The 21,754-nt window shown below is 57.7% G+C and carries 21 protein-coding genes and 1 tRNA gene; 10 read left to right on the top strand and 12 right to left on the bottom strand.

Annotated elements, in window-relative coordinates; genetic code table 11:
* Positions 1 to 18: 18 nt before the first annotated feature.
* Entirely contained in the window at positions 19 to 2,133 is a 2,115-nt protein-coding gene (gene tkt, locus AOZ07_RS09805) for a transketolase (RefSeq protein ID WP_084793210.1), read from the bottom strand.
* A gap of 785 nt (positions 2,134 to 2,918) precedes the next feature.
* On the opposite strand from tkt, the gene AOZ07_RS09800 reads away from it, so the two are divergent.
* Positions 2,919 to 3,866 carry a heme o synthase gene (locus AOZ07_RS09800; RefSeq protein ID WP_060701830.1) on the top strand — a complete coding sequence of 316 codons (948 nt, stop codon included), beginning with the start codon at positions 2,919 to 2,921 and terminating at the stop codon, positions 3,864 to 3,866.
* A 478-nt stretch (positions 3,867 to 4,344) separates the two neighbouring features.
* Here the strand turns inward: AOZ07_RS09800 and AOZ07_RS09795 are convergent, their stop codons facing one another.
* Genes AOZ07_RS09795 through AOZ07_RS09785 form a run of 3 tightly spaced genes read right to left on the bottom strand, consistent with a single transcriptional unit; the run spans position 4,345 to position 7,028 of the window.
* The gene (locus tag AOZ07_RS09795) at positions 4,345 to 5,283 is read right to left on the bottom strand and encodes a COX15/CtaA family protein (RefSeq protein WP_060701829.1); all 939 of its coding nucleotides are present in this window, start codon (positions 5,281 to 5,283) and stop codon (positions 4,345 to 4,347) included.
* 30 nt (positions 5,284 to 5,313) lie between these two features.
* Entirely contained in the window at positions 5,314 to 6,075 is a 762-nt protein-coding gene (locus tag AOZ07_RS09790; protein ID WP_060701828.1) for an ABC transporter permease, read from the bottom strand.
* Positions 6,072 to 7,028 (bottom strand): ABC transporter ATP-binding protein, encoded by a 957-nt coding sequence (locus AOZ07_RS09785; RefSeq protein WP_060701827.1) that lies wholly within the window; start codon positions 7,026 to 7,028, stop codon positions 6,072 to 6,074. The genes AOZ07_RS09790 and AOZ07_RS09785 overlap by 4 nt, the downstream gene beginning before the upstream one ends.
* Before the next feature lie 189 nt (positions 7,029 to 7,217).
* Between AOZ07_RS09785 and AOZ07_RS09780 the strand changes: the two genes are divergently transcribed.
* The 6 genes from AOZ07_RS09780 to AOZ07_RS09755 all read left to right on the top strand — a co-directional run bounded on the left by AOZ07_RS09780 (position 7,218) and on the right by AOZ07_RS09755 (position 12,491).
* Entirely contained in the window at positions 7,218 to 8,003 is a 786-nt protein-coding gene (locus tag AOZ07_RS09780; protein ID WP_060701826.1) for a helix-turn-helix transcriptional regulator, read from the top strand.
* Positions 8,000 to 9,460 (top strand): Fe-S cluster assembly protein SufB, encoded by a 1,461-nt coding sequence (sufB, locus tag AOZ07_RS09775; protein ID WP_060701825.1) that lies wholly within the window; start codon positions 8,000 to 8,002, stop codon positions 9,458 to 9,460. Before AOZ07_RS09780 ends, sufB begins: the two co-directional genes overlap by 4 nt.
* A gap of 2 nt (positions 9,461 to 9,462) precedes the next feature.
* Positions 9,463 to 10,743, top strand: coding sequence for a Fe-S cluster assembly protein SufD (gene sufD / locus AOZ07_RS09770; protein ID WP_084793209.1), 1,281 nt, complete (start codon positions 9,463 to 9,465; stop codon positions 10,741 to 10,743).
* Between the two features lie 61 nt (positions 10,744 to 10,804).
* Entirely contained in the window at positions 10,805 to 11,563 is a 759-nt protein-coding gene (gene sufC / locus AOZ07_RS09765) for a Fe-S cluster assembly ATPase SufC (protein WP_060701824.1), read from the top strand.
* Positions 11,564 to 11,573: 10 nt separating this feature from the next.
* The gene (locus AOZ07_RS09760; RefSeq protein WP_060701823.1) at positions 11,574 to 11,918 is read left to right on the top strand and encodes a metal-sulfur cluster assembly factor; all 345 of its coding nucleotides are present in this window, start codon (positions 11,574 to 11,576) and stop codon (positions 11,916 to 11,918) included.
* 228 nt (positions 11,919 to 12,146) lie between these two features.
* Positions 12,147 to 12,491 (top strand): metal-sulfur cluster assembly factor, encoded by a 345-nt coding sequence (locus AOZ07_RS09755; RefSeq protein ID WP_060703402.1) that lies wholly within the window; start codon positions 12,147 to 12,149, stop codon positions 12,489 to 12,491.
* Positions 12,492 to 12,509: 18 nt separating this feature from the next.
* On the opposite strand, the gene AOZ07_RS09750 is transcribed toward AOZ07_RS09755, so the two are convergent.
* The 6 genes from AOZ07_RS09750 to AOZ07_RS09725 all read right to left on the bottom strand — a co-directional run bounded on the left by AOZ07_RS09750 (position 12,510) and on the right by AOZ07_RS09725 (position 17,895).
* Positions 12,510 to 13,673 (bottom strand): thiolase family protein, encoded by a 1,164-nt coding sequence (locus AOZ07_RS09750; protein ID WP_060701822.1) that lies wholly within the window; start codon positions 13,671 to 13,673, stop codon positions 12,510 to 12,512.
* On the bottom strand, positions 13,670 to 15,106 hold the full coding sequence (locus AOZ07_RS09745) for a class I adenylate-forming enzyme family protein (protein WP_060701821.1): 1,437 nt from the start codon (positions 15,104 to 15,106) through the stop codon (positions 13,670 to 13,672). Before AOZ07_RS09745 ends, AOZ07_RS09750 begins: the two co-directional genes overlap by 4 nt.
* Positions 15,107 to 15,110: 4 nt before the next feature.
* A complete protein-coding gene (locus AOZ07_RS09740) occupies positions 15,111 to 15,686 on the bottom strand; it encodes a biotin transporter BioY (protein WP_060701820.1) in 576 nt (191 codons plus the stop codon).
* Positions 15,687 to 15,725: 39 nt separating this feature from the next.
* Complete coding sequence (locus AOZ07_RS09735) at positions 15,726 to 16,337, bottom strand: energy-coupling factor transporter transmembrane component T family protein (RefSeq protein WP_060701819.1); 612 nt, start codon at positions 16,335 to 16,337, stop codon at positions 15,726 to 15,728.
* Positions 16,334 to 17,023: an energy-coupling factor ABC transporter ATP-binding protein gene (locus AOZ07_RS09730; RefSeq protein ID WP_084793207.1), complete on the bottom strand. Its 690-nt coding sequence runs from the start codon at positions 17,021 to 17,023 to the stop codon at positions 16,334 to 16,336. The genes AOZ07_RS09735 and AOZ07_RS09730 overlap by 4 nt, the downstream gene beginning before the upstream one ends.
* A gap of 149 nt (positions 17,024 to 17,172) precedes the next feature.
* Entirely contained in the window at positions 17,173 to 17,895 is a 723-nt protein-coding gene (locus AOZ07_RS09725; RefSeq protein ID WP_060701818.1) for a LysE family translocator, read from the bottom strand.
* A gap of 156 nt (positions 17,896 to 18,051) precedes the next feature.
* Here AOZ07_RS09725 and AOZ07_RS09720 point away from each other — a divergent pair, with 156 nt between their 5' ends.
* Positions 18,052 to 18,498: an Lrp/AsnC family transcriptional regulator gene (locus AOZ07_RS09720; RefSeq protein ID WP_060703400.1), complete on the top strand. Its 447-nt coding sequence runs from the start codon at positions 18,052 to 18,054 to the stop codon at positions 18,496 to 18,498.
* A gap of 11 nt (positions 18,499 to 18,509) precedes the next feature.
* Here AOZ07_RS09720 and AOZ07_RS09715 read toward each other — a convergent pair whose 3' ends face one another.
* A complete protein-coding gene (locus tag AOZ07_RS09715; RefSeq protein ID WP_084793206.1) occupies positions 18,510 to 19,712 on the bottom strand; it encodes an MFS transporter in 1,203 nt (400 codons plus the stop codon).
* Between the two features lie 630 nt (positions 19,713 to 20,342).
* Here AOZ07_RS09715 and AOZ07_RS18810 point away from each other — a divergent pair.
* On the top strand, positions 20,343 to 20,522 hold the full coding sequence (locus tag AOZ07_RS18810; protein ID WP_194943636.1) for a hypothetical protein: 180 nt from the start codon (positions 20,343 to 20,345) through the stop codon (positions 20,520 to 20,522).
* 113 nt (positions 20,523 to 20,635) lie between these two features.
* Here AOZ07_RS18810 and AOZ07_RS09705 read toward each other — a convergent pair.
* Positions 20,636 to 20,709: transfer RNA gene (locus AOZ07_RS09705), tRNA-Arg, on the bottom strand.
* A gap of 177 nt (positions 20,710 to 20,886) precedes the next feature.
* On the opposite strand from AOZ07_RS09705, the gene AOZ07_RS09700 reads away from it, so the two are divergent.
* On the top strand, positions 20,887 to 21,723 hold the full coding sequence (locus tag AOZ07_RS09700; protein ID WP_194943635.1) for a CPBP family intramembrane glutamic endopeptidase: 837 nt from the start codon (positions 20,887 to 20,889) through the stop codon (positions 21,721 to 21,723).
* The last annotated feature ends 31 nt before the right edge of the window (positions 21,724 to 21,754 follow it).

Genomic DNA, 21,754 nt, shown 5'->3' with positions numbered 1-21,754 from the left:
GATATTTGCTTCGGTTCCTTACTTTGCGGCGTTCTGCACGGAGGTTTCGGCGGCGGCGACTACGGCCGCGGTGGTGATGCCGAATTCCGAGTACAGCTTCTTGTAATCGGCGGAAGCGCCGAAGTGGTCCAGCGAGATGATCTCGCCGTTGGCGCCGACCAGCTCGCGCCAGCCCTGGGCTACGCCTGCCTCTACGGACACGCGGGCGGTGATGGCTGCCGGGAGCACCTCTTCACGGTAGGCGGCATCCTGCTTGGCGAACCATTCCAGCGATGGCAGCGAGACCACGCGGGCGGCGATGTTCTTGGCGGCCAGTTCCTCGCGAGCCTCAACTGCCAGCTCCACCTCGGAACCGGTAGCCAGCAGGATCACGTCTGGGGTGACCTCTGCGCCGTCGCGCACGGCTTCGGCCAGGATGTAGCCGCCCTTCAGGGTGCCTTCGGCGCCGCGGAAGCCGGTGGCTGCGCGGTCGTAGATTGGCAGGTTCTGGCGGGAGAGCACGATGCCCGATGGGGTATCGGTCAGTTCCAGCATGCCGCGCCATGCGTAGGCAACTTCGTTGGCGTCCGCCGGGCGGACCACGTCGAAGTTCGGGATGATGCGCAAGCTGGCGAGCTGCTCTACCGGCTGGTGGGTCGGGCCGTCTTCGCCCAGGCCGATCGAGTCGTGGGTCCATACGAAGATCGATGGAACGCCCATCAGCGCAGCCAAGCGGATGGCAGGGCGCTGGTAGTCCGAGAAGATCAGGAAGGTGCCGGAGAAGGCGCGGGTCGGGCTGGAGAGCACGATGCCGTTGACGATCGACGCGGCGGCGTGCTCGCGGATGCCGAAGTGCAGGACGCGGCCGTAGGGGCTGGCATCCCATGAAGCGGTGGAGCGGCGCTCCGGCGCGAAGGACTTGGCGGTGTCGATGGTGGTGTTGTTCGAACCGGCCAGGTCGGCCGAGCCGCCCCAGAGTTCTGGCAGCTCATCGGCAATGGCGTTGATGACCTTGCCCGAAGCCGAGCGGGTGGCCATAGTGGAGCCTGGCTCGAAGACTGGAAGCTTTTCGGTCCAGCCCTCAGGCAGCTTGCCCGACTCAAGGCGCTCCAGCAGGGCGGCCTGTTCAGGGTTGGCCGCCTTCCACGCGTCGAAGTCCTTGTTCCATGAGGCGTGCAGGTCTGCACCGCGGGTGACGACTTCGCGAGCGTGATCCAGAACTTCCTGGTCGATGTGGAAGTTCTTTGCTGGATCGAAGCCCAGGACCTCCTTGAGGCCTGCAACTTCTTCGGTGCCCAGCTTCGAGCCGTGGATGCCGCCGGTGTTCTGCTTGGTTGGCGCTGGCCAGCCGATGACGGTGCGCAGGGCGATGATCGACGGGCGGGAGGTCTCGGCCTTGGCGGCTCGGATGGCCGCATCCAGTGCTGCCATGTCCTCGACGTATTCGCCGGTGACGGTCCAGTCAACGCGCTGGGTGTGCCAGCCGTAGGAGTCGTAGCGGCCCAGCACATCTTCAGTGAAGGCGATGTCGGTGTCGTTCTCGATGGAGATCTTGTTGTCATCGTAGATCACTACGAGGTTGCCAAGTTCCTGGTGGCCGGCGAGCGAGGAGGCCTCGGAGGTGACGCCTTCCTGCAGGTCGCCATCGGAAGCGATGACGTAGACGGTGTGGTCGAATGGGCTCGTCCCGGCTTCAGCAGCTGGATCCAGCAGGCCGCGCATGCGGCGCTGCGAGTAGGCGAAGCCCACGGCGGAGGCCAGGCCCTGGCCCAGCGGGCCGGTGGTGATCTCGACGCCGGCGGTGTGGCCGTACTCCGGGTGGCCCGGAGTCTTGGCGCCCCAGGTGCGCAGTGCTTCGATGTCTTCCAATTCCAAGCCGTAGCCGGAGAGGAACAGCTGCAGGTACAAGGTCAATGACGTGTGACCAGGGGAGAGAACGAAACGGTCGCGACCGATCCAGTTCGGATCCTTCGGATCGTGGCGCAGGTGCTTCTGGAAAATCAGGTAGGCAGCCGGGGCCAAGCTCATTGCGGTACCGGGGTGGCCATTGCCAACTTTTTCAACAGCGTCGGCTGCCAGGACACGGGTGGTGTCGATGGCCTTACGATCCAACTCGGTCAGTGAAAACTCTTCTACTAAGGATTCAGTCGCCACAGCGGCGTTCCTTCCATTCAGGCTCGGACGGGAGATATCTCCCGCTGACACGCAATACGCCGTCGCCTCCTATATGTTCCTGAGCTCGTTGAAGACCAGAAATATGTAGGTTGCGACGGCGCAATCTCGTCCAACTCTATCGCGAAAACGATGTGTGAGGTGATGGTTATAGCAAGATGACGCGCAAGTTTATTTCCGCCGTGTAACGGTTGATTCGTTCCGGAGAGAAAGCCGGTGGCTGCCGCCTTCAGTGCCGGGCATCGTTCGGTGCTCGGCTGGGAACCAGCATCCATAGCCCAGAAGCCTCTTGAGACCTGCGGCACATGAGCTCCACTGTGGGTTTGAACAAAATTGAAAATTTGTAACGATGCGTTAAATCAAATTCAGGTGCTGTTGATTCGGTTGTGAGCGTTGCGGTGGAAATCTCGCTACGACTCGAAATCAGCGGTGAAAAAATTGTTCAGCCTTCAATTATTCATTACCGAAAACGGAATGGCTCAGGTGTCCGAATGTTGATATCAGATGACGGTGTTCGCTGTTAGGTGAGCGGTTGGTCGTGGCCTCGGAGGCGGATGGTGCACAGGTCATTTTCGACTAGCTGGGGAATTTTCGCTATTGCGGAATGGGAATTGAGGGGTTGACCAAGGTCACGAACTTTTGCCGATGAACTATACGCGGGGGAGTTTCAAAGAATTTCTATCAGGCGTAGAATGATTGTGTCTGTCTTGTACCCGTGAAGAACTGAGTGCGTTTAATTGAAGACTCAAAGTGTCGCCGGAGCATCAGTGCCACGCGCCTCGCGTCAGCCTGGTGAAAGCACCGGAGACTATGTGAAGCGCAAGGCCAGCGCCTACGTGGCGTTGACCAAGCCTCGTGTCATCGAGTTGCTGCTGGTGAGCACCTTCCCGACCATGATTTTTGCCCAGCGCGGATTCCCTTCGTTGTGGCTGATGATTTCCACCCTTGTGGGTGGTGCAATGGCTGCTGGGGCGTCAGGCGCTTTCAACTGCTATATCGATCGCGATATGGACAAGTTGATGAAGCGCACCAAGGGGCGTCCTCTGGTCACCGGCGACTTGACTCCCAAGGAAGCGCTGATCTTCTCCTGGGCACTGGCGATTGCTTCGCTGGTGGTGCTGTGGGTCGGAACAAACCCACTGACCACCGCCCTCGGTCTGGCAGCAATCCTTCTGTACGTGGTCTTCTATACGATCATCCTGAAGCGACGCACGGCTCAGAATATTGTCTGGGGCGGTATCGCAGGCTGCATGCCGGTGCTAATCGCCTGGGCTGCTGTCAAAGAGACCATTGAATGGCCGGCAATCATCCTGTTCCTGGTCATCTTCCTGTGGACGCCGCCGCACTACTGGCCGCTGTCCATGAAATATGCAGACGACTACAACGCCGCATCGGTGCCGATGCTCGGGGCAATTGCCAACGCCCGCCGCGTATCTGTTCAGGTTGTTCTCTATGCCTGGGCCACCGTAGTCTGCTCGCTTCTGCTGGTGCCACTGGGCCACGCAGGCATCGTCTACACGGCCATTGCCGGCGGTGCTGGCATCTGGTTCATCTACGAATCGCATGTCCTTTACCGCGAAGCACAGGGCGACCACAAGCCTGCGGTAGTCAACCGCAAGGCGATGAAGGTCTTCCATATCTCCATCACGTACTTGTCGATTGTCTTCTTGGCTCTCGCCATTGATCCTTTTGTGGGAAGCCCGCTCTTCGGCTAGCCACCGAATAATTCACAGAATTCTTAACTTGCCCGGCCACCCGATCACTTGGATCGGGTGGCCGGGTTTTTGGTGCCAGTGGCAACTAAACGGAGGACCGCAGGTCGGCTATAGGGAATCTGCGAAGTCCATTATTGCTCGTGGACGTTGCATCCTCTTGAGCTAGCAAGGCAGGGGACGGCGGGAGGCAAATGGAAATTCCCGTGCAGGACGCGTGAACCTGACGACCTTTTGGTGCCCAAGCTGCGTCAAGTGCTCATGATGGAGGTCCGCTCAGAATTCTTGCTGCCAGGTTTCGCTTTCAACATAGGGCGTCAAAGCAACAGAGCCTTTAGGCACTGCTGTTCGGCGTCCTTGCAAGTACTGCCGACGGAAAATACTGAGCTGGATCTCAGCTGATATCAGTTGCGTTCGGGCGCTAAAAAGCACGCGTGGCCAGGCAACGAAAATGCCTGGCTGCGCGTGCTCTACTTTGTGACTAGTTATCGACCCGCTGGTACTTGGGAAGAAGCGTTGCTCGATCCCAGGCATCAGTGCTGGATACCAGCAGCAGGCTGGCCCCAAGCATGTGCAGTAGTACCAAACCGATTGGCAGTCCGGTGAAGTGCTGGGTATATCCGATAGCTGCTTGGAGAAGAATGACGGCCACGAGCCACCATGCGGATGCGCGCAAACGGTCATTGCCACCGGTCTTGTAGGCCAAGACCAGCAAGGCGGCGGTAGCGATGATCAGCAAGTAAACCGGAGCAGTGTGCATGCGGGTGACCAGCAGTGGATCAAACATGTGCCGCGGAGTCGTCGCGTCACCTGCATGCGGTCCTGTTCCGGTGACGATCGTGCCCATGATGACTGCCAGAATGCCGAAGATCCACGCAGCCGTCGCAGTCTGGCGAATGGTCTTGGTTGTTGGCGGATTCTCCTGGGCCTTGATTTCTGCGCGTGTGCGGTTGACCAGCAGGGTAGCCAGGATCACCAGGGTTCCAGAAAGCAGGAAGTGCAAGGACACGACCCAAGGGTTCAGCCCGGTCCATACCGTGATGCCACCGATGACACCCTGTGCTGGAATGCCCAGCAGAAGAGCCAGTCCCAGCTTGAAAACGGTCGAGTGCGTGCGCCGCATGGACCAAACCGAGAGCAGGAACCCGATGGCGATCGCCAAGAGAACAAACGTCAAAGTGCGGTTGCCGAACTCGATGATGCCGTGGATTCCCATCGCAGGAACCGGCGTCATGGAACCGGGAACACAATTAGGCCAATGCGAGCAACCGAGGCCGGACTCGGTGAGGCGAACTGCGCCACCGGTCACGATGATGCCCACCTGAGAGATCAGCGAAGCAATCGCGAGGCCGTGCACAAGGCGGGTGACCTTCGTTGGCAGCTTGTCGGCCCAGCTTCTAGTGGCCAGGTCTGAAGACATGGAAATCTCCCTTGAGGATGTGTTTGGTGGTTAGTTCCATTTGAAGAGCTTGATGGCGGCAAATGAGCCAGCAGCCGACCAGAGAACTAGGAAAATAAGTCCAGCGATGCTGAAGTGGCCCGAGATTAGTGCCTCGCGCATGGCATCTCCAAGCGCTGCAGATGGCAAAGCGTTGAGCGTTGGCTGAATCCATGCTGGTGCCATGCTTAGTGGATACAGCACGCCGCCTGCACCGGCCAGGAGGATCCAGGCCAGATTGGTAATGGCCAGCGTCGCTTCTGGGCGGACTGTGCCCGCGATGAGCAGGCCGAGCGAGGTAAATGCTGCCGCGCCGAGCAGCAGGAAGAGGATTGCGGGAGCAATGCCCCAAGCATTCGGTTCCCAGCCCATGAAGAGCGCGACCACCGTAATGAGCACTACTTGAATCAGCAAGACCGTGAGCACTGCAATGACTTTGCCGAAAATCAGGCCAGTCTTGCCCAACGGCGTCGTGGAGAACATTTTCAGTACGCCGTAGCGCCGATCAAATCCGGTGCCAATTCCTTGGCCGGTAAACGCCGTCGAGATCACGCACAATGCCAGTACACCTGGAACTGCAGCATCAATGCTTCGCTCGGCAACTCCGTCAAGAAGATCGGTGAGCGTGAGTACCACTAGCGCGATCATCGGCATGACCACCGCGAGGATCAGCTGTTCCCCGTTGCTCAGCATTTGCAAAGACTCATACTTGCCTTGGATGAGAATGCGCTTAAATGGCGACACGGCGTTGCTTGCTGTTATTTGTTCGCTCATGCGCGTTCCTCCTTCTGTGCGAATTCGAGGAATACGTCTTCGAGGCTTCGTGACTGCAGGTTCAGTTGTGATGGCAGGATGCCTTCTCGGAGCCACCAGCTCGTAAGCCAATGCAGGTGATCGGGGGAGCTGACACCGTCCAATCGATATTCACCGGCTGAGGTCTCTGAGAGATATAGCCCGGCTGGCGGTTCGGGCAGAACCAGGTTGACCGGAGCTGCGAAGGATATCGGGCGGGCGTCCTGGTCTTCGGCGGCACGAGCGGTCAGTTCAGCCACCGTTCCCTGCGCTACCGTGCAGCCCTTGTCGATGATGTACACGTAGTCGCTGAGGCGCTGCGCGTCATCCATAAGGTGCGTGGTGAGGATGATGGCCTTGCCGGCGTCGCGCAATTCGGCGATCAAGTCGAAGACGACTTGGCGCGATTGCGGGTCGAGGCCTGCGCTTGGTTCATCGAGGAAGACAACTTCGGGGTCCCCGGCGAGGGCCAGGGCCAGTGCGACCCGCTGCTTTTGGCCGCCGGAGAGCCGGCGGATGGTGCGCGTCCCAAAGGATTCGAGGTCCAGTCGGGTGATCAGCGCATCGATGTCAATGGGGTTTCGGTACAGGGATGCGACGTGCCGCAAGAGCGGGACCGGTCGCATCGATGGCGGCAATCCGCCGTCTTGGAGCATGACGCCGACTCGCGAGCGAAGTTCAGGGTTGTCGCCGTAGGGGTTTTGACCCAGCAGCTCAATGGTGCCGCCTTCTGGCTGCAGAAGGCCCTGGGCACAGGCCAACGTAGTCGACTTGCCGGCGCCATTGGCCCCGAGAAGAGTGGTGACTTGGCCTGGATAAGCCTTCAGGGACACCGACTCCAGGACGCGCAGCATGCGGTTGTCCAAGGCGGGAACTGGCCCTAAATCTTTGGCCAGTTCATTGATGATGAGACTGGGGGTTACGGAAGACACCAAAACATTCTACGACATGTCGAACTCCTGTTTTTTAGGACTGTGTCACCAACACTCGCCACCGTTGCGCGTGAGCGAGAGAATAAAAAGGTGCCAATAGTTAATAAGGAGTAGATCGATAAGTGGGCAAGCTCTCCCTTAGTAAGTCCTTCCTTACTAGACCTGGCGCAAAAATTTACGCATGATTGTGTTGTGTATTCATCAAATTTAGACTCACCTAGTGGCTCCACTGCCGACACGGTTGGTGCAGTTGGGGATACCGAGGAACGCACGCGCGATCGCGTCCTTTACGCAGTACTAGAGGACGGGCCGGTCAGTGCCGCCGAGCTTGGCAACAAGCTGGGTTTCACGCCAGCTGCGGTTCGCCGTCACCTTGATGCGCTGTCAAAATCAGGGCTCGTTGAGGTGAAACTGGTAGCAAACCAGAAGTCGGGCGCCGGGCGCCCGTCTCGTCGCTACGTGCTCTCGCACCGCGGCCAGACGAAGCTTGGCAACGACTATTTGGAAATTGCTACCGATGCATTGAAGATGCTTGGCGATGCTGCCGGTGACGATGCGATCCGAAAGTTCGCGCGTAATCGATTCGCCGAAATGGAAACCCGGTACGCCAAGGCGTTGGCCGGGGTTGAAGGGCTGGAAGCACGAGCCGAAGTGCTAAGCAACTTGCTTAGTTCCGATGGGTTCGTGGGGTACACCCGAAAAGTTGATACGAAAGTGGCAACGGCCTTGATGCACAGCGTTCAGCTGTGCCAGGGACACTGCCCGATACAAGACTTGGCACGAGAGTTTCCGGTGTTTTGCGACACCGAAACTGAAATGTTCGCCCGGTTGCTGGGTGTCGATGTTCGACGATTGTCGACCTTGGCCGGCGGCGGACACGTGTGCACGACCCACATCCCTGTGGGACGTGGAAAGGCGCCAATGCGCGCCGAGAAGAGAACTCGAATTCAGTTCACGAAGCAGGAGAGGCCGCGATGACGGATCAGATTGCACAGGAGTCTGCCGACCCAGGTGTAATTTCCGAAATTCTGGAGAAGAACCCCGAACTCCACGGAATCGGCAATTACGAATATGGCTGGTCAGATAAGAACGACGCGGGTGCAAACGCTCGCCGCGGCGTCGACAAGGACGTTGTGGCGAATATTTCCGCCCTCAAGTCCGAGCCAGAATGGATGCTGGAGCGCCGCCAGAAGGCGCTGAAGTACTTCGATCGCAAGCCAATGCCAACCTGGGGTCCAGACCTCTCGGGCATTGATTTCGACAACATCAAGTACTTCGTTCGCTCCACTGAAAAGCAGGCTGCGACGTGGGACGAACTTCCTGAAGACATCAAGAACACCTACGACAAGCTGGGTATTCCCGAGGCTGAAAAGCAGCGCCTGGTTTCCGGCGTGGCTGCCCAGTACGAGTCCGAGGTTGTCTACCACCAGCTGCGCGAAGACCTCGAAGCCCAGGGCGTCATCTTCCTCGACACCGACACCGGTTTGAAGGAACACCCTGAGATCTTCGAAGAGTACTTCGGCTCGGTCATTCCAGCAGGCGACAACAAGTTCGCTTCGCTGAACACCGCTGTGTGGTCCGGAGGTTCCTTCGTCTACGTTCCCAAGGGCGTACACGTTGAGATCCCGCTGCAGGCCTACTTCCGAATCAACACGGAAAACATGGGCCAGTTCGAGCGCACCCTGATCATCGCCGATGAGGGCTCGTACGTTCACTACATCGAAGGTTGCACCGCCCCGATCTACCAGTCGGACTCGCTGCACTCCGCGGTTGTGGAAATCATCGTGAAGAAGGACGCGCGCGTTCGCTACACGACCATCCAGAACTGGTCGAACAACGTATACAATCTGGTGACCAAGCGTGCCGTTTGTGAAGAGGGCGCAACCATGGAATGGGTCGATGGCAACATCGGTTCCAAGGTCACCATGAAGTACCCTGCGGTCTACCTCGTTGGCGAACGCGCCAAGGGCGAGACCCTGTCCATCGCCTTCGCCGGCGAAGGCCAGCACCAGGACACCGGTTCCAAGATGGTTCACATCGCTCCGAACACCTCCTCGGCAATTGTGGCCAAGTCGGTGGCTCGCAACGGTGGCCGCTCGGCCTACCGCGGCCTGGTCCAGGTCCAGGAAGGCGCCAAGGGCACCAAGAACTCGGTGGTTTGCGACGCGTTGCTGGTTGACCAGATCTCGCGTTCGGACACCTACCCATACATCGACGTTCGCGAGGACGACGTGACCATGGGCCACGAGGCGACCGTCTCGCGCGTTTCCGAAGAGCAGCTGTTCTACCTGATGTCCCGCGGCATGGCCGAGGACGAGGCAATGGCAATGATCGTGCGTGGCTTTGTCGAGCCAATCGCCCGTGAGCTCCCCATGGAATACGCGCTCGAACTGAACCGCCTTATTGAACTTCAGATGGAAGGATCGGTCGGCTAAGAATGTCGGAGACCACCACCCATATCCCAGATGAGAAGGTGCGCATCGGCGCTCCGTCCATCCCTGGTTTCACCGAAGAGGGCGAAGACCTTTCGCCGATCAACGACAACGACAATTCGCCCCTGGGCGGAGCGTCGGCCAAGGCGCACAGCCATGGCGGCGGCGTTGGCGTGCCGGATTCCTCGCGTGCCGGTCGCTTGACCAGCACCAACGTTGAGGATTTCGCCAAGCTGACCGGTCGCGAAGAAGATTGGCGCTTCACCCCGCTCAAGCGGCTGAAGGGCCTGCACAGTGACGAGCTCACTGGCGCGGCTCCCAAGGTCGAGCTGACCGGCAACGGAATCGCAACTTTGTCAGCCGTGTCGGCAGATGACGCGCTGAACGGCGTGGCGCACACCCCGGACGACCGTGTTTCGGCCAACGCTTGGAAGTTCGCTTCCGAGACCCAGGTGCTGACCATTCCCAAGAACGCCGAGGGTGCCAACGCCAGCGTTCGCATCACCGGTGATTCGCTGGCTCCAGCAGCTCAGCACCTGATCGTTGTGGCTGAGGAAAACTCGGAAGCCACCGTGATCCTGGACCACGTTGGTTCGGCAGTTCTGGCCCAGAACGTTGAATTCGACGTTCGTGCCAACGCTCGCTTGACCGTCGTGTCCCTGCAGGCTTGGGAAGATGACGCAGTGCATGCGTCCTCGCAGCAGGCTCTTGTCGCCCAGGGCGCATCGTTCAAGCACATCGCAGTTTCCTTCGGTGGCGACCTGGTTCGCGTGAACCCCTCGGCTCGCTTCACCGGCGAACGCGCGGAAATCGAGCTGTACGGCCTGTACTTCGCCGACGCTGGGCAGCACCTGGAGCACCGCTTGTTCGTTGACCACGCCGTGGCCAACTGCAAGTCGAATGTTCTCTACAAGGGCGCGCTGCAGGGCAAGGACGCGCACACCGTCTGGGTTGGCGATGTGCTTATCCAGAAGGACGCTGTTGGCACCGATTCCTACGAAGCTAACCGCAACCTGGTGCTGACTGACGGCGCACGCGCCGATTCGGTTCCAAACCTGGAAATCGAAACCGGCCTGATTGATGGTGCCGGACACGCATCGACCACCGGTCGTTTCGACGATGAGCACCTGTTCTACCTGATGGCTCGCGGTATCGATGAAAAGACCGCCCGCCGCTTGGTAGTCCGCGGCTTCCTGAACGAGATCGTTCAGCAAATCGGCGACGAAGCTCTGCAGGAGCGACTGACCGACACCATCGAAGAAGAATTGGCTGCTACCGAGAACTAGGTAGCGCTCGCTTCACCAGCTTTTTAGCCTCAGAGCTTTTTAGAAAGAAACGGATCGACGTATGTCTACTCTGGAAATCAAGGACCTGCACGTCTCGATTGAAACCGAGCAGGGCGAGAAGGAAATTCTCAAGGGTGTAACCCTCACCATCAACACCGGCGAGACCCACGCAATCATGGGCCCCAACGGTTCGGGCAAGTCGACCTTGGCTTCGACCATCGCTGGCCACCCGCGCTACACCGTCACCTCCGGCAGCATCACCCTCGATGGTGAAGATGTTCTGGAGATGAGCGTTGACGAGCGTGCCAAGGCTGGCCTGTTCCTGGCTATGCAGTACCCAGTCGAGGTGCCAGGCGTAACCATGACCAACTTCCTGCGCACCGCCAAGACCGCAATCGACGGAGAAGCTCCGAAGCTGCGCACCTGGACCAAGGACGTCAAGGAAGCCATGGGCAAGCTGAAGATCGATGCCGACTTCGCTGGCCGTAACGTCAACGAAGGTTTCTCGGGCGGCGAGAAGAAGCGTGTTGAGATCCTTCAGCTCGAATTGTTCAAGCCAAAGTTCGCGGTTCTCGACGAGACCGACTCTGGCCTGGACGTTGACGCGCTGAAGGTCGTCTCCGAGGGCGTTAACCGCGCCCAGGCCGAGAACGACATGGGCACCTTGCTGATCACCCACTACACCCGCATCCTGCGCTACATCAAGCCAGAGTTCGTGCACGTGTTCGTTGACGGCCGTGTCGCTGAACAGGGCGGCCCGGAACTGGCTGACCGCCTGGAAGAAGAAGGCTACGACCGCTACCTGAACGTCAAGGCCTAAAGGTAATTTCATGAGTGAATCAACCGAACAAAGCCAGGGAGCCGTCTCGACTCCGCTGGAAGATGTTGAGGAAGCGCTAAAGGACGTTATCGACCCGGAGCTCGGCGTCAACATCGTCGACTTGGGGCTGCTCTACGGCTTGAAGTACGCAGAAGACGGCGTACTGCTGCTGGACCTCACCCTGACCACCGCGGCTTGCCCACTCACCGATATTATCGAGGAGCAGGTAGCCAAGGCGTTGGAGAGCGTCGTGGATGACCACCGCCTGAATTGGGTCTGGATGCCGCCATGGGGTCCAGAACGCATTACCGACGATGGCCGCGATCAGATGCGAGCCCTCGGCTTCAACATCTAAGCTCGACAAATCAACACGAATGGCTGCTTTCATCCGATATGGATGGAGGTGGCCTTTCGTGTTTTAAATTATCCGGTCTTGGCCCGCCAAGGCTGAGCCAACATGAACGATCGCACCTGGCCGGTTTCCCAACGCAACGAGACTCCGATTGGCGTTAGAAGCAAAAACGTGACTATAGTTTCGTTTAATAGAATTAGGGGAACCTTAGAATGATAGGTGGAGTCGTTGATGAGCGAAACAGCACCAACTGCAAATAGTAAGATCGCACGCCCCATAGGCGAGATAGCGGAGGCCCTCAAGGACGTTATCGACCCAGAACTTGGTGTCAATATCGTTGACCTGGGACTCGTTTATGCCTTGCGTTTCGTTGAGGGTGCCGTGCTTGAAATCGATATGACTCTGACAACGCCAGCGTGTCCGCTCACGGACATCCTTGAAGAGCAAATCAGCCAAGCCTTGAAAAATCTTGTCACCGTACACCACATAAATTGGGTGTGGAGCCCGCCATGGGGCCCAGAACGCATCACCGGCGAAGGGCGAGAGCAGATGCGGGCACTAGGTTTTAATATCTAGGGTCGAAACCGTTCGACGTCAAGAAACAACGGACTCGAAGGCGATGGCGCTTCCGGTTCCGCCAGCAGCTGCCATCAGCGCCAGGGCCCGCTGGCCAGGAAGGCGAAGTTTGCTTGCCTGCCAAAACAGCCTTGTGGTCAATATGGCGCCACTTGCCCCATAGGGATGACCCAGCGCCAGTGCACCACCTTGACGATTCACTGTGGTTGAATCGATGCCCAGCTCTTCGAGGCAAGCCAACGCCTGCACGGCGAAAGCTTCATTGAATTCAATCAAGGGCTCATGAACTGGCTGGTCGCTGCCCAGCATCCTTGTCAGCTTCTGATAGGCCGGTACGGCGGCCATGCCAAGAATCTCGGGATCGCACGCGCCAGATGCCGAAGACAGGTACCTCAACGCGAATGCCGGGTTCAAGCCCTGCAGCACCTTTTCGCTCACAATCAGCACAGCGGCAGCACCATCGTTGACAGGGCATGAATTTCCCGCTGTGACGCTCCCGCCCTCCACAAAAGCTGGCTTAAGGGCCGCAAGCTTCCTCGGGGTGAGCGAAGGTCGAGGGCAGGTGTCCTGGGCAATGAGTCCCGTTGACGTGTTTACCGGCAGCAACTCATCGTGGAACAGTCCTTCTGCCTGGGCCCCTATGGCTCGTGTGTGGCTTTGCAAAGCGAAGGCATCTTGGCGTTCCCGGCTGATTCCGAGTCGGGCAGCGATGTTTTCTGCCGCGACACCCATATCGGGATCGGCGTCGGGAGCTGGAGTGAACCTTGCACGCGAATACAGCCTGGGCGGACTTGTGACCGATTCTTGCTTCTCAACCCTCCAGGGAGCGGTGCTGACCGACTCGACTCCGCCAGCTAGAACGATGTCGGCCTCACCACAGCGAATCATTCGGGCACCAGCAGCGATGGCCTCCAGCCCACTGGCGCATTGGGCATCCATGCTGGTAGCGCTCACCGTTTGAGGCAATGCTGATGCAAGTGCCGCAACGCGGGCAATGTTTCCTCCAGGCCCGGCAGCATTGCCCAGATACACATGATCGACTTTGTCCGGGCTTAGCCCTGCCCTTTCCAATAGGGCTGTGAGCAAGGGGGCGAGAAGCTTGTCGGCGCTGATCCGTGCGTATTCCTTGCCGGCTCGCACAATTGGCGTGCGAAGCGCGCCAATCACATAGGCGTTATTCATCGTAATCGTATTCTCTTGACTATTTCTGGGGCATCATCCGCCAAGTGCGCGACAGACGTTTTGCCGCTAAAGGCCTGGGGCCAGTCTTCCAAGAAGATGACCTCGTGTGGCATCTTGAAAATCGGCAGTTGCTTAGCAAAGGCATTTTGGATAATTTCACGCTCGAGAACGGGGGAGCGGACGTACGCGACCAGGCGCAGTTCACCCTCTATGCTTTCGAGGCGAATTTTGGCTTGATGAACATTCAACTTCGAGAGTACATCGAGCAGTTCCGATGGGTGAATGTTGTTGCCGTGCAGATTCAGCATGCCATCGTCGCGGCGGATGAAGGTAATGCGTTGATCGGTGGATTGGATGGCCATGTCCAGAATGCTGGTCGAATTGTTGCACCGGGCAATGGGTGGTGCCGTTTGCGGGTCATAGCCGGCCGCGTTAAAAGGGCTGTCTACGTAGACAGTGCCAATTCCCGTATCCGGATCGAGGTCATGCAGGTGAATTGAAACGCCTGGGAAAAGCCGGCCTGAAAAACTGCCCCCGTTTTTTTCATCGGGTTCTCGATAAGAGTAGGCGATGAGGCTATGTTCACTGCTTCCGAAGTACTCGACGCAGGAATCAAGCGCGGGCAGGCCATAAAGGCGTGCAACGAGCGGCGCAGATAGTGATTCACCGCCACTGACGACCCAGCGGATCGTCGATAGCAGTTCTGCTTCCACATGGGCAAGGAGCCGGTCAAGTATTGTCGGCACGCTGACTATTCGGTTGCACCTAACGCGTCCCAGCAGGGATCTGGTGTCTTGAACGCTCCATCGTCCGGTGCCCGCAAATGTTCCACCGGTATGAATCGACTCGACCAGCGAGTAAAGGCCAAGACCGTGCGAAATTGGCCCGGGGGACAATGTAATGGCTTCTTCCGTGGCTTCCAAGACGCAGGCGCCGCCTGCCACGGAGTCCTGCCATGACGCCGCGCTCCTGATGATGGCTTTGGGCCGGGAGGTGGTTCCCGAAGTGCAGATGATGAGAAGTTCCCGGTCATCGGGATGCTGGTGCGCAACCCACGGCCCTGCATCGGATGTATCCGGGATCCTTAGGGTAGTCGCCGGGATTCGCGGGGCGAGTTCGAGGACATCATTTGCCATCACGTGGCTGCAATTGAGGGTTCTGATCATCGAATGAAGCAAGGCTGCAGGCCATGCCGGATCCAGGACAATCAGGGTCTTTCCCGCCAGGGCTGCGCCGTGAAAGGCAACAGCCATCGTGGTCGGGTTGCTGGTCAGAATGCCAACGCGCTGCTGCGCTAGTTGGTGCAAAGTACCAGCAAGATGCTGGGCGCGCCCTGCAAGCTGGGCGTAGGTCAACTCGCCACGGGGAGAGATCACCGCAGGCTTGTCGGGCCAGCGATCTGCCCAGCCCGCAAGGGCATGCCAAAAGTCCATGCTGCTAGCTCATCAGCCCGCGGTAACTGCGGTGAACGGTGAGAGCGACAAGCGTCGTAACAACAGCCTTGAACAAGTCTCCGGGGAGGAAAGCGGCTGATCCAATGAGCGAGGTGCCAAAATCAAGACCCGTAATCGCCGCGGTCCAAGGGACGCCACACAAGTAGATAACACCGATTCCGCCGATGATGACGGAAGCAAGTCCTGCAAGCAATCGCGTTGCATTTCCAGTCCTGCGAAGAACCCAGTACTTGAAGAGCAGGCCAATAACCAGTGAACCGAATACCCAGCCGACGAGATAGCCACCGGTGGGGCCGAGCAGCACTCCCAGCCCCCCGCGTCCACCTGAAAGCAACGGCAGGCCTGCGATGGCAAGGACCACGACGACCAGCGAGGACATGGCTCCGCGCCACGGGCCCAGAAGCGCTCCGGCCAGCATGACGCCCAGTGTTTGCAGGGTAATTGGCACAGGAATGATGCCCACGGTGATAGGGGGAAGCAGGCCCATTGCTGCGATCATTGCGGCGAAGAGGGCAACGTAAACCGTGTTTTTGGTTTGCGAAGAAGAATTCCGAGACATTGGGGTTCCTTGATGTTGCGAGTGTGATGCTGGTGAGGTTCAGCGCTGATGGGGTGCTGGGTCTGAATCATAGCCACGGGCATCTAATGCCTCGGCTGTTTCTTCAGCAATTTTCAATGACCTGATGACCAGCGGCACGGTCACCGCCAGTGGATTGTTGGCCAATCCGCGAGCGTGCTGGGCTTCGCGAACTTCTACGTACACCTTTTTAAGTTCTGGAATGAAGCGAATGGTCATCGAAAAAGCCAAGGCAATTTGCGCTGGATTCCCGCCTACGAAACGAATGGGAGAAGCGACTTGCTGAAAGAGCTCCAGCATGGCTTCAAATTTTGTCGTGAGGCTGACCGAGTACGCAAGAAGGCACATGGTCAGCAGCCGCAGGACCGAGCGCAACGCGTTAAGCCAGTCGGTTTGAATCCCGAGCAGAACAAAAACAATACCGAGGATGACGGTGATCGAGATCAGCGGCAAACGAAGCTGTTTTGGGTCAACGCGAGCTGAGAGCAGCAACCCGGCACTTGCGATGAACAGCGCCAACAGAACTATCCACGAAGTGATCAGATACAGCGCTATGCTCAGAACCAGCAGGGCACCGAACTTCCATCCGGGCTTGATTCGCGCAAGGTACGACGAGTTATTGGCGGCGATCATGCGTGGCTCCATTGCCGGTAATGAGCTATCGCTTCGGCGGGATCCCCATCAAACGCGATCGTTCCATCGGTGATCACGAGGACGCGTTCGAAATCCTCAAGAATTTCCAAGTCGTGTGTCACGACGATGGCTCGCTGGGATAGCTTGGCGATTTCATGCTGAAGGGCCAGCCGATTGCGTAGATCCAGCATCGTTGTTGGTTCGTCGAAGACGATAGTGCGCGGCCGCATTGCCAATACCGAAGCGAGTGCCACCATTTGCTGTTCGCCACCCGAGAGCGTATGGCTCTCGCGATCCGCCAGATGCGAAATATTCAATTCGTCCAGAGTCTCGGCAACGCGCTGTTGCCGCTCGGATTTGGGCAGAGACAAGTTCTTCAGGCCAAACGCGATATCGTCGGAAACGATGGGCATGATGATCTGATTGGCAGGATTCTGGAAGACAAACCCAACTTCCCGCCTGATCTGCTTGGAATGCTGCCTGGTGTTCAGCCCTCCGACATGGACGGCCCCGTCGGTTGGCAGCACGAGCCCATTGAGCAAACGGGACAAGGTGCTTTTGCCTGCCCCGTTGGCGCCAATCACGCCAATGCGTTGTTCGTCGAGACTGATGCTGACGTCCCGGAGTACTGCCCGATCGTCGTAGCGAACGGAGACGTTCTCCAATCGGATTGACAGTAGATCCACAAGTGCTCCAGCGTGATGCTCAGGGCTCAGTATTGCTCAGCAACGAAAACTGCCTCGCCTAGGCCAACTCTATCGATGGTTGAATCGCCATCGGTTAAGAGCATACTTGATCACTGTTCAATTGTCTTGATCGGTGTTCAATGAAGTAGCTATGCGGCGAAAAATTGATCGAACATCAAACCGAGAGACAGCAGCACCATGATGATCCCGGAAAGCAACGTCACAATGCGAGCTGCAAGAGGCCTTGATCGGAGCAAGGCGCGAGCGGCCAAGGCAACCGCGAAGTACACGGCAATGGATACGCCAAAGTGGGTCAATCCGAGGATGCCTGTTTGAACTGGCATCGGCATGGGCAGCGATGCATCCAGATATTGGGGGATGAGCGCGACGTACAACAACAGGGCCTTGGGGTTCGTTCCGCTGGTTAGCAGGCCCTTGAAAAACGAGGTGCGAGCCGGGATCGTTTGCTCGGCCATAGGGAGCAGGGCGACACCTGCGCTCGCAGCGCTGCGTGTTTCGGTTGTCGCGTCCAGCTCTCGGTGGGAGATCTCATCGGCGGATGGGCCTGCAGGTTCGCTGAAGAATGTCGCCTTCTTGCAGGACCGAAGCGTGGAAATTCCAAGCCAGAGCAAGTAGATGGATCCTGCCGCGGTCAGCCACATCAGCATGGTTGGCGAACTGGCCACGAGCGCGGCGATCCCGCATACCAGCAACGCTGTATGGACGAGATAGCCCGAAAGCAGTCCCCAGACGGCGGGCTGGTAGGTTTGCTTCCTCAAGGCAGAGGAAATGATGTACGCCCAATCAGCTCCTGGCGTGCACGCCAAGGTGACTGAGACCAGGAGAAAAGATGTGAGCTGGGCGAAATCCATTATCCAACCTTCTGTGGAACAAGTTGCGTTGCCTCAAGCCTAGGAAAACTAACACCAAATGTGTTTGCCTGTTTTTGGCCAAAAGTGGAGATGGACGCAAAATAATCATGCACTTCTCGAAAACAGCGCAATATATTTGTGCTGTACGCTAAGTTCATGGATGACTTGGACCGTGCAATACTTGCTGAATTGCAACTTGACGGACGCATCAGCGCTACAGCTCTGGCAGCCAAAATTGGCTTGTCCGTGGCTCCGTGCCATCGGCGTATCCGCGAACTTGAGCGCTCGGGCGTGATTGCTGGATATCAAGCTGTGATCGCCCCTGAGCGAATCGGGCTCGGCTTTGAAGCCTTGGTTTTCGCTACGCTCAAGGACCGCGCCCAGCTCAAAGAGTTCGAGATGGCAGTCGAACGCGAAGAATTGATTGTCGATGCGCAGCGGCTATTCGGCGAACCCGACTTCCTGTTGCGGGTTTTTGCCGAGGATTTGAGCCACTACCAGCGTGTTTATGATGAAGTGCTGGTCGAACTGCCGGGCGTGGAGAAGCTCACCAGCACCATCGTCATGCGCAACATCAAAGAGCGAGCCGTACTACCGGTCTAGAGCGGGTGTGCTTATGGCCGTGGGCGACGGCTTACTCGCGGTGTTAGCAGCAGGGACACTACGAGGACTGCAGCGCAAATCCACAAGGCCCGGGGGAGTCCGGCTTCATCAACGATAAAACCAATCAGCGGTGGGCCGCCGAGCATTGCTCCGTAGCCGAAAGCACTGATGATACTCACTGCCTTGGGTCCCAGCCTCACCGAACGGGATGCTGCAATGCTCATTCCCACAGGGAACCCAAGTGAACTGCCCAGCCCCCACATCGCAGAGCCCAGCCCGATGGAAAACGGGGTTGAACCAATGATGAACAATGTGACACCCAGCAACCCTATCGAGCCCATGAGCAAGAGGGTGTACTTGTGCCCCATCATGTCAACCAGGTGCCCCCCAAGGAAGCGTCCGACGGTCATGGCTCCCACGAAGAGGGTGAACATCAGCGCGCCCGTCTCGTGTTCCAGCCCATGGCCGCTTACCGAGGCTACCGCGATCCAATCGTTGGCCGCACCTTCGGTGAAGCTGAGGCCGGCCACCATCAGGCCAAGCAGCAGCAGAAGTCCAAAGTTGCGCAGTCCTTGCGGTCGCTCTTCCGCAGCGGCTTTGGCTCTCTCAGCGAAGTTTTCGTTTTCCCATTCCGAAAGGCCAAGGTGGGCGATAAAGGCAAGGGCAATGATCAGTACTGAAACGAACGCAAAGTGCCAGATGCTGCGTACTTGCATAGCGATCGTAGCTGTAGCCAATCCTGCGCCCAACAGTGATCCCAAGCTGAAAAAGCCATGCAGGGATGGCATGATGCTACGCCCGAACTGGCGTTCGATCCGCGCGCCGCTGACGTTCATCATGATGTCGAGGCATCCAAAAATGATGCCGTTGATGAAAAGTGCCAGGTAGGCAAGCCAAGTGCTCTCCGCAAATGAAATCGCTACGCCAAGGACCGGCAGGCAAAGTGCAAGCCCGAGCGGCAGAATGCAAAGGAGGCGCTTGCTTGGGATGTATTTGCTAATCAGCGGAATCACCGACAAGCCGATCAACGTGCCCAAAGTCATGCACAGGAGAAATGAACCGAGGCCGAGACCCGAGAATCCGAGGACGTCATCAATGATCGACAGCCTCCCTGCCCAGGAAGCGAACGATAATCCCGCAAGCAGGAATATTAAATTGATACTGGTGCGTTCTTTGGGCAGGTGTCGCGCTCTAATGGCGACCGGTTGGGTCATCTGACAGTATTCCCTGTTTTCCCTTGGTTTCTATATTTCCTAGAGTTTATCGCAATCTCGCCAACCAAGTTACTAGCCAGTTAACCTTGGGTGACATTCAGCGGTGATGTGTCGGTCTTACTCAGCTCGCGCATAGGAAATGGGATCCGAAGGGCATTTTTCGCCAGACGTGCCTGTGTCGAGGGAGCTGAATCTGAATCGAGGGCACCCGCGGTCGGACTCAGCCAATTGCGAATCGGAGGAGGCCGCCGTCTACGAGCAAGAGCAGGCGAGCAGTGGTTATTGAAGTATCTTCCCGGAAGAATTCCTGCCTCTAACTGGGAGGGCGCACTTCCATGCGGGCGTGGTTGCGTTTCGGGCGCCGGCTGCGGGCGCCTGTTCGGTTCGACTTGCCATTCAACGCGTGTCAGTGGATTCCTTGCCTGTTTTGAAGAGCCTAGGAGGCATGCGCAGTGCGTCGATTCAGATCAGTTGTCGTAGCCCAGATGCCCGATTGATTGATTACCGCGATGGCTGGCAGCCATGGAAGAGTTTCCGTCCTGGTCTGGTGTTCCGGTTGGGCGGGGACGCGGTAGTGGGCATGCGGCAGCAGCGAGGCTGCTTTTGCTCGAACCTGAATCGAGGGTGCCCATGGACATCTTCCAATGGTCGCAGGTGGCAATGTTCGCCAAGTGGCAGCAGATGCTGGGTGATATGCATGATGATGTGGCGACGAGGCTCACTGATCATTGGTTGCTTGATCCGGAGCCGGAATTCAATATCATCTCGCCGGAAGGAACGCGGAGGGAGCGCCCGAGCGGGGGAGGCTGAAACCAAAATCGTGGTGTTGTTGTGGTGCAAACGATTGAAATGTCCCGAGCATCGGCACAAAAAAGAACCGCCATTCACTTGTTTTACCAAGTGAACAGCGGTTTTTGTGTTCGTGCCCCCGGCGGGATTCGAACCCACGACCTAGAGATTAGAAGGCTCTTGCTCTATCCAGCTGAGCTACGGAGGCATAACCGAAAATAGTTTAGCTTATCGCTCGCCGAAAATTCGACTTGAAGTCGGTAGGGTGGAAGCATCCTTCAACATAGAACGCTGGCTAGGGGTACTTAGGTTGCTGAGATTGAAATATGGCAGTCGCCTGAGTGTCGTGTGCTTCGTTGGACTGAGCCTAATACTCGCCTGGTGTGTGGCGGCTCCCTTGTGGTTGGGCAAAGGGCTCAACGAACCGAGCTTCACCGCGATTGCATCCCTCATGATGTTCACTCCTGCCGCGGCTGCTTTGGCGGTATCTCTCCTCGAACGACGCGGGTCCACGTTCCTGCGTGACACAGGCATCTGGCCATTGAAGCGGTCGATGCGATTTCTCGTGTCAGTCCTTCTTGCGCTTCTGATACCCATTGCATTGGTTGTTCAGGCGCCCATCGTCGGTACGTGGATTGGGGTCTTTCCTGGCGATCTCCAAAACTTCACGCTCCTGCATTTCGTCTCCGGGACTAAGGGCCCAGTGCTCTACCTTGCAGATCAAGCCTTACTCATTGTCCTTGCAGGGCTGGCCAACGCACTCCTAGCGATAGGCGAAGAAGTCGGCTGGCGCGGTTGGCTTTGGCCGCGGCTGGTGCCCTCGGGAAAATTGGTGGCAATTCTCTTTTCGGGTGTTATTTGGGGATTCTGGCATGCACCTCTGATCCTTCTTGGCTATAACTACCCACTGGCCCCTGGATGGGGAGTCATTGCAATGTGCGGAGTCTGCATTGTGCTCGGCGCATTCCTCGGCTGGATTCGTTCGTACAGCGAGTCGGTTTGGCCAGCCGCATTGGCGCACGGCGTGTTTAACGCCAGTGTAGGTTTGACCTCACTTTTTATGACACTCGGTGCGTCGATGGACTCAACAGAATCGTCAATCCTGGGATGGACTGGCTGGATTCTCCCCGGGGTAGTCATTGCAGCGATCCTGCTTGTCAGCGCGATTCGATCAGGGGTTCCAGGTTCAATCTCCACAGTTCGCCAGAACCTCGAAAACTAGCTTCGAGCACTGCAGCAATATGGGAAGCAAC

Source organism: Glutamicibacter halophytocola, from assembly GCF_001302565.1.
Lineage (GTDB): Bacteria > Actinomycetota > Actinomycetes > Actinomycetales > Micrococcaceae > Glutamicibacter > Glutamicibacter halophytocola.
This window is presented reverse-complemented; position numbering and strand designations above follow the sequence as displayed.

Excerpts from the sequence above, each read along its gene's own strand:
- AOZ07_RS09795 (WP_060701829.1), bottom strand. The coding sequence starts at position 5,283 with ATGTCTTCAGACCTGGCCACTAGAAGCTGGGCCGACAAGCTGCCAACG.
- AOZ07_RS09790 (WP_060701828.1), bottom strand. The coding sequence starts at position 6,075 with ATGAGCGAACAAATAACAGCAAGCAACGCCGTGTCGCCATTTAAGCGC.
- sufB (WP_060701825.1), top strand. The coding sequence starts at position 8,000 with ATGACGGATCAGATTGCACAGGAGTCTGCCGACCCAGGTGTAATTTCC.
- sufD (WP_084793209.1), top strand. The coding sequence starts at position 9,463 with ATGTCGGAGACCACCACCCATATCCCAGATGAGAAGGTGCGCATCGGC.
- sufC (WP_060701824.1), top strand. The coding sequence starts at position 10,805 with ATGTCTACTCTGGAAATCAAGGACCTGCACGTCTCGATTGAAACCGAG.
- AOZ07_RS09760 (WP_060701823.1), top strand. The coding sequence starts at position 11,574 with ATGAGTGAATCAACCGAACAAAGCCAGGGAGCCGTCTCGACTCCGCTG.
- AOZ07_RS09755 (WP_060703402.1), top strand. The coding sequence starts at position 12,147 with ATGAGCGAAACAGCACCAACTGCAAATAGTAAGATCGCACGCCCCATA.
- AOZ07_RS09750 (WP_060701822.1), bottom strand. The coding sequence starts at position 13,673 with ATGAATAACGCCTATGTGATTGGCGCGCTTCGCACGCCAATTGTGCGA.
- AOZ07_RS09745 (WP_060701821.1), bottom strand. The coding sequence starts at position 15,106 with ATGGACTTTTGGCATGCCCTTGCGGGCTGGGCAGATCGCTGGCCCGAC.
- AOZ07_RS09740 (WP_060701820.1), bottom strand. The coding sequence starts at position 15,686 with ATGTCTCGGAATTCTTCTTCGCAAACCAAAAACACGGTTTACGTTGCC.
- AOZ07_RS09735 (WP_060701819.1), bottom strand. The coding sequence starts at position 16,337 with ATGATCGCCGCCAATAACTCGTCGTACCTTGCGCGAATCAAGCCCGGA.
- AOZ07_RS09725 (WP_060701818.1), bottom strand. The coding sequence starts at position 17,895 with ATGGATTTCGCCCAGCTCACATCTTTTCTCCTGGTCTCAGTCACCTTG.
- AOZ07_RS09720 (WP_060703400.1), top strand. The coding sequence starts at position 18,052 with ATGGATGACTTGGACCGTGCAATACTTGCTGAATTGCAACTTGACGGA.
- AOZ07_RS09715 (WP_084793206.1), bottom strand. The coding sequence starts at position 19,712 with ATGACCCAACCGGTCGCCATTAGAGCGCGACACCTGCCCAAAGAACGC.
- AOZ07_RS18810 (WP_194943636.1), top strand. The coding sequence starts at position 20,343 with ATGGACATCTTCCAATGGTCGCAGGTGGCAATGTTCGCCAAGTGGCAG.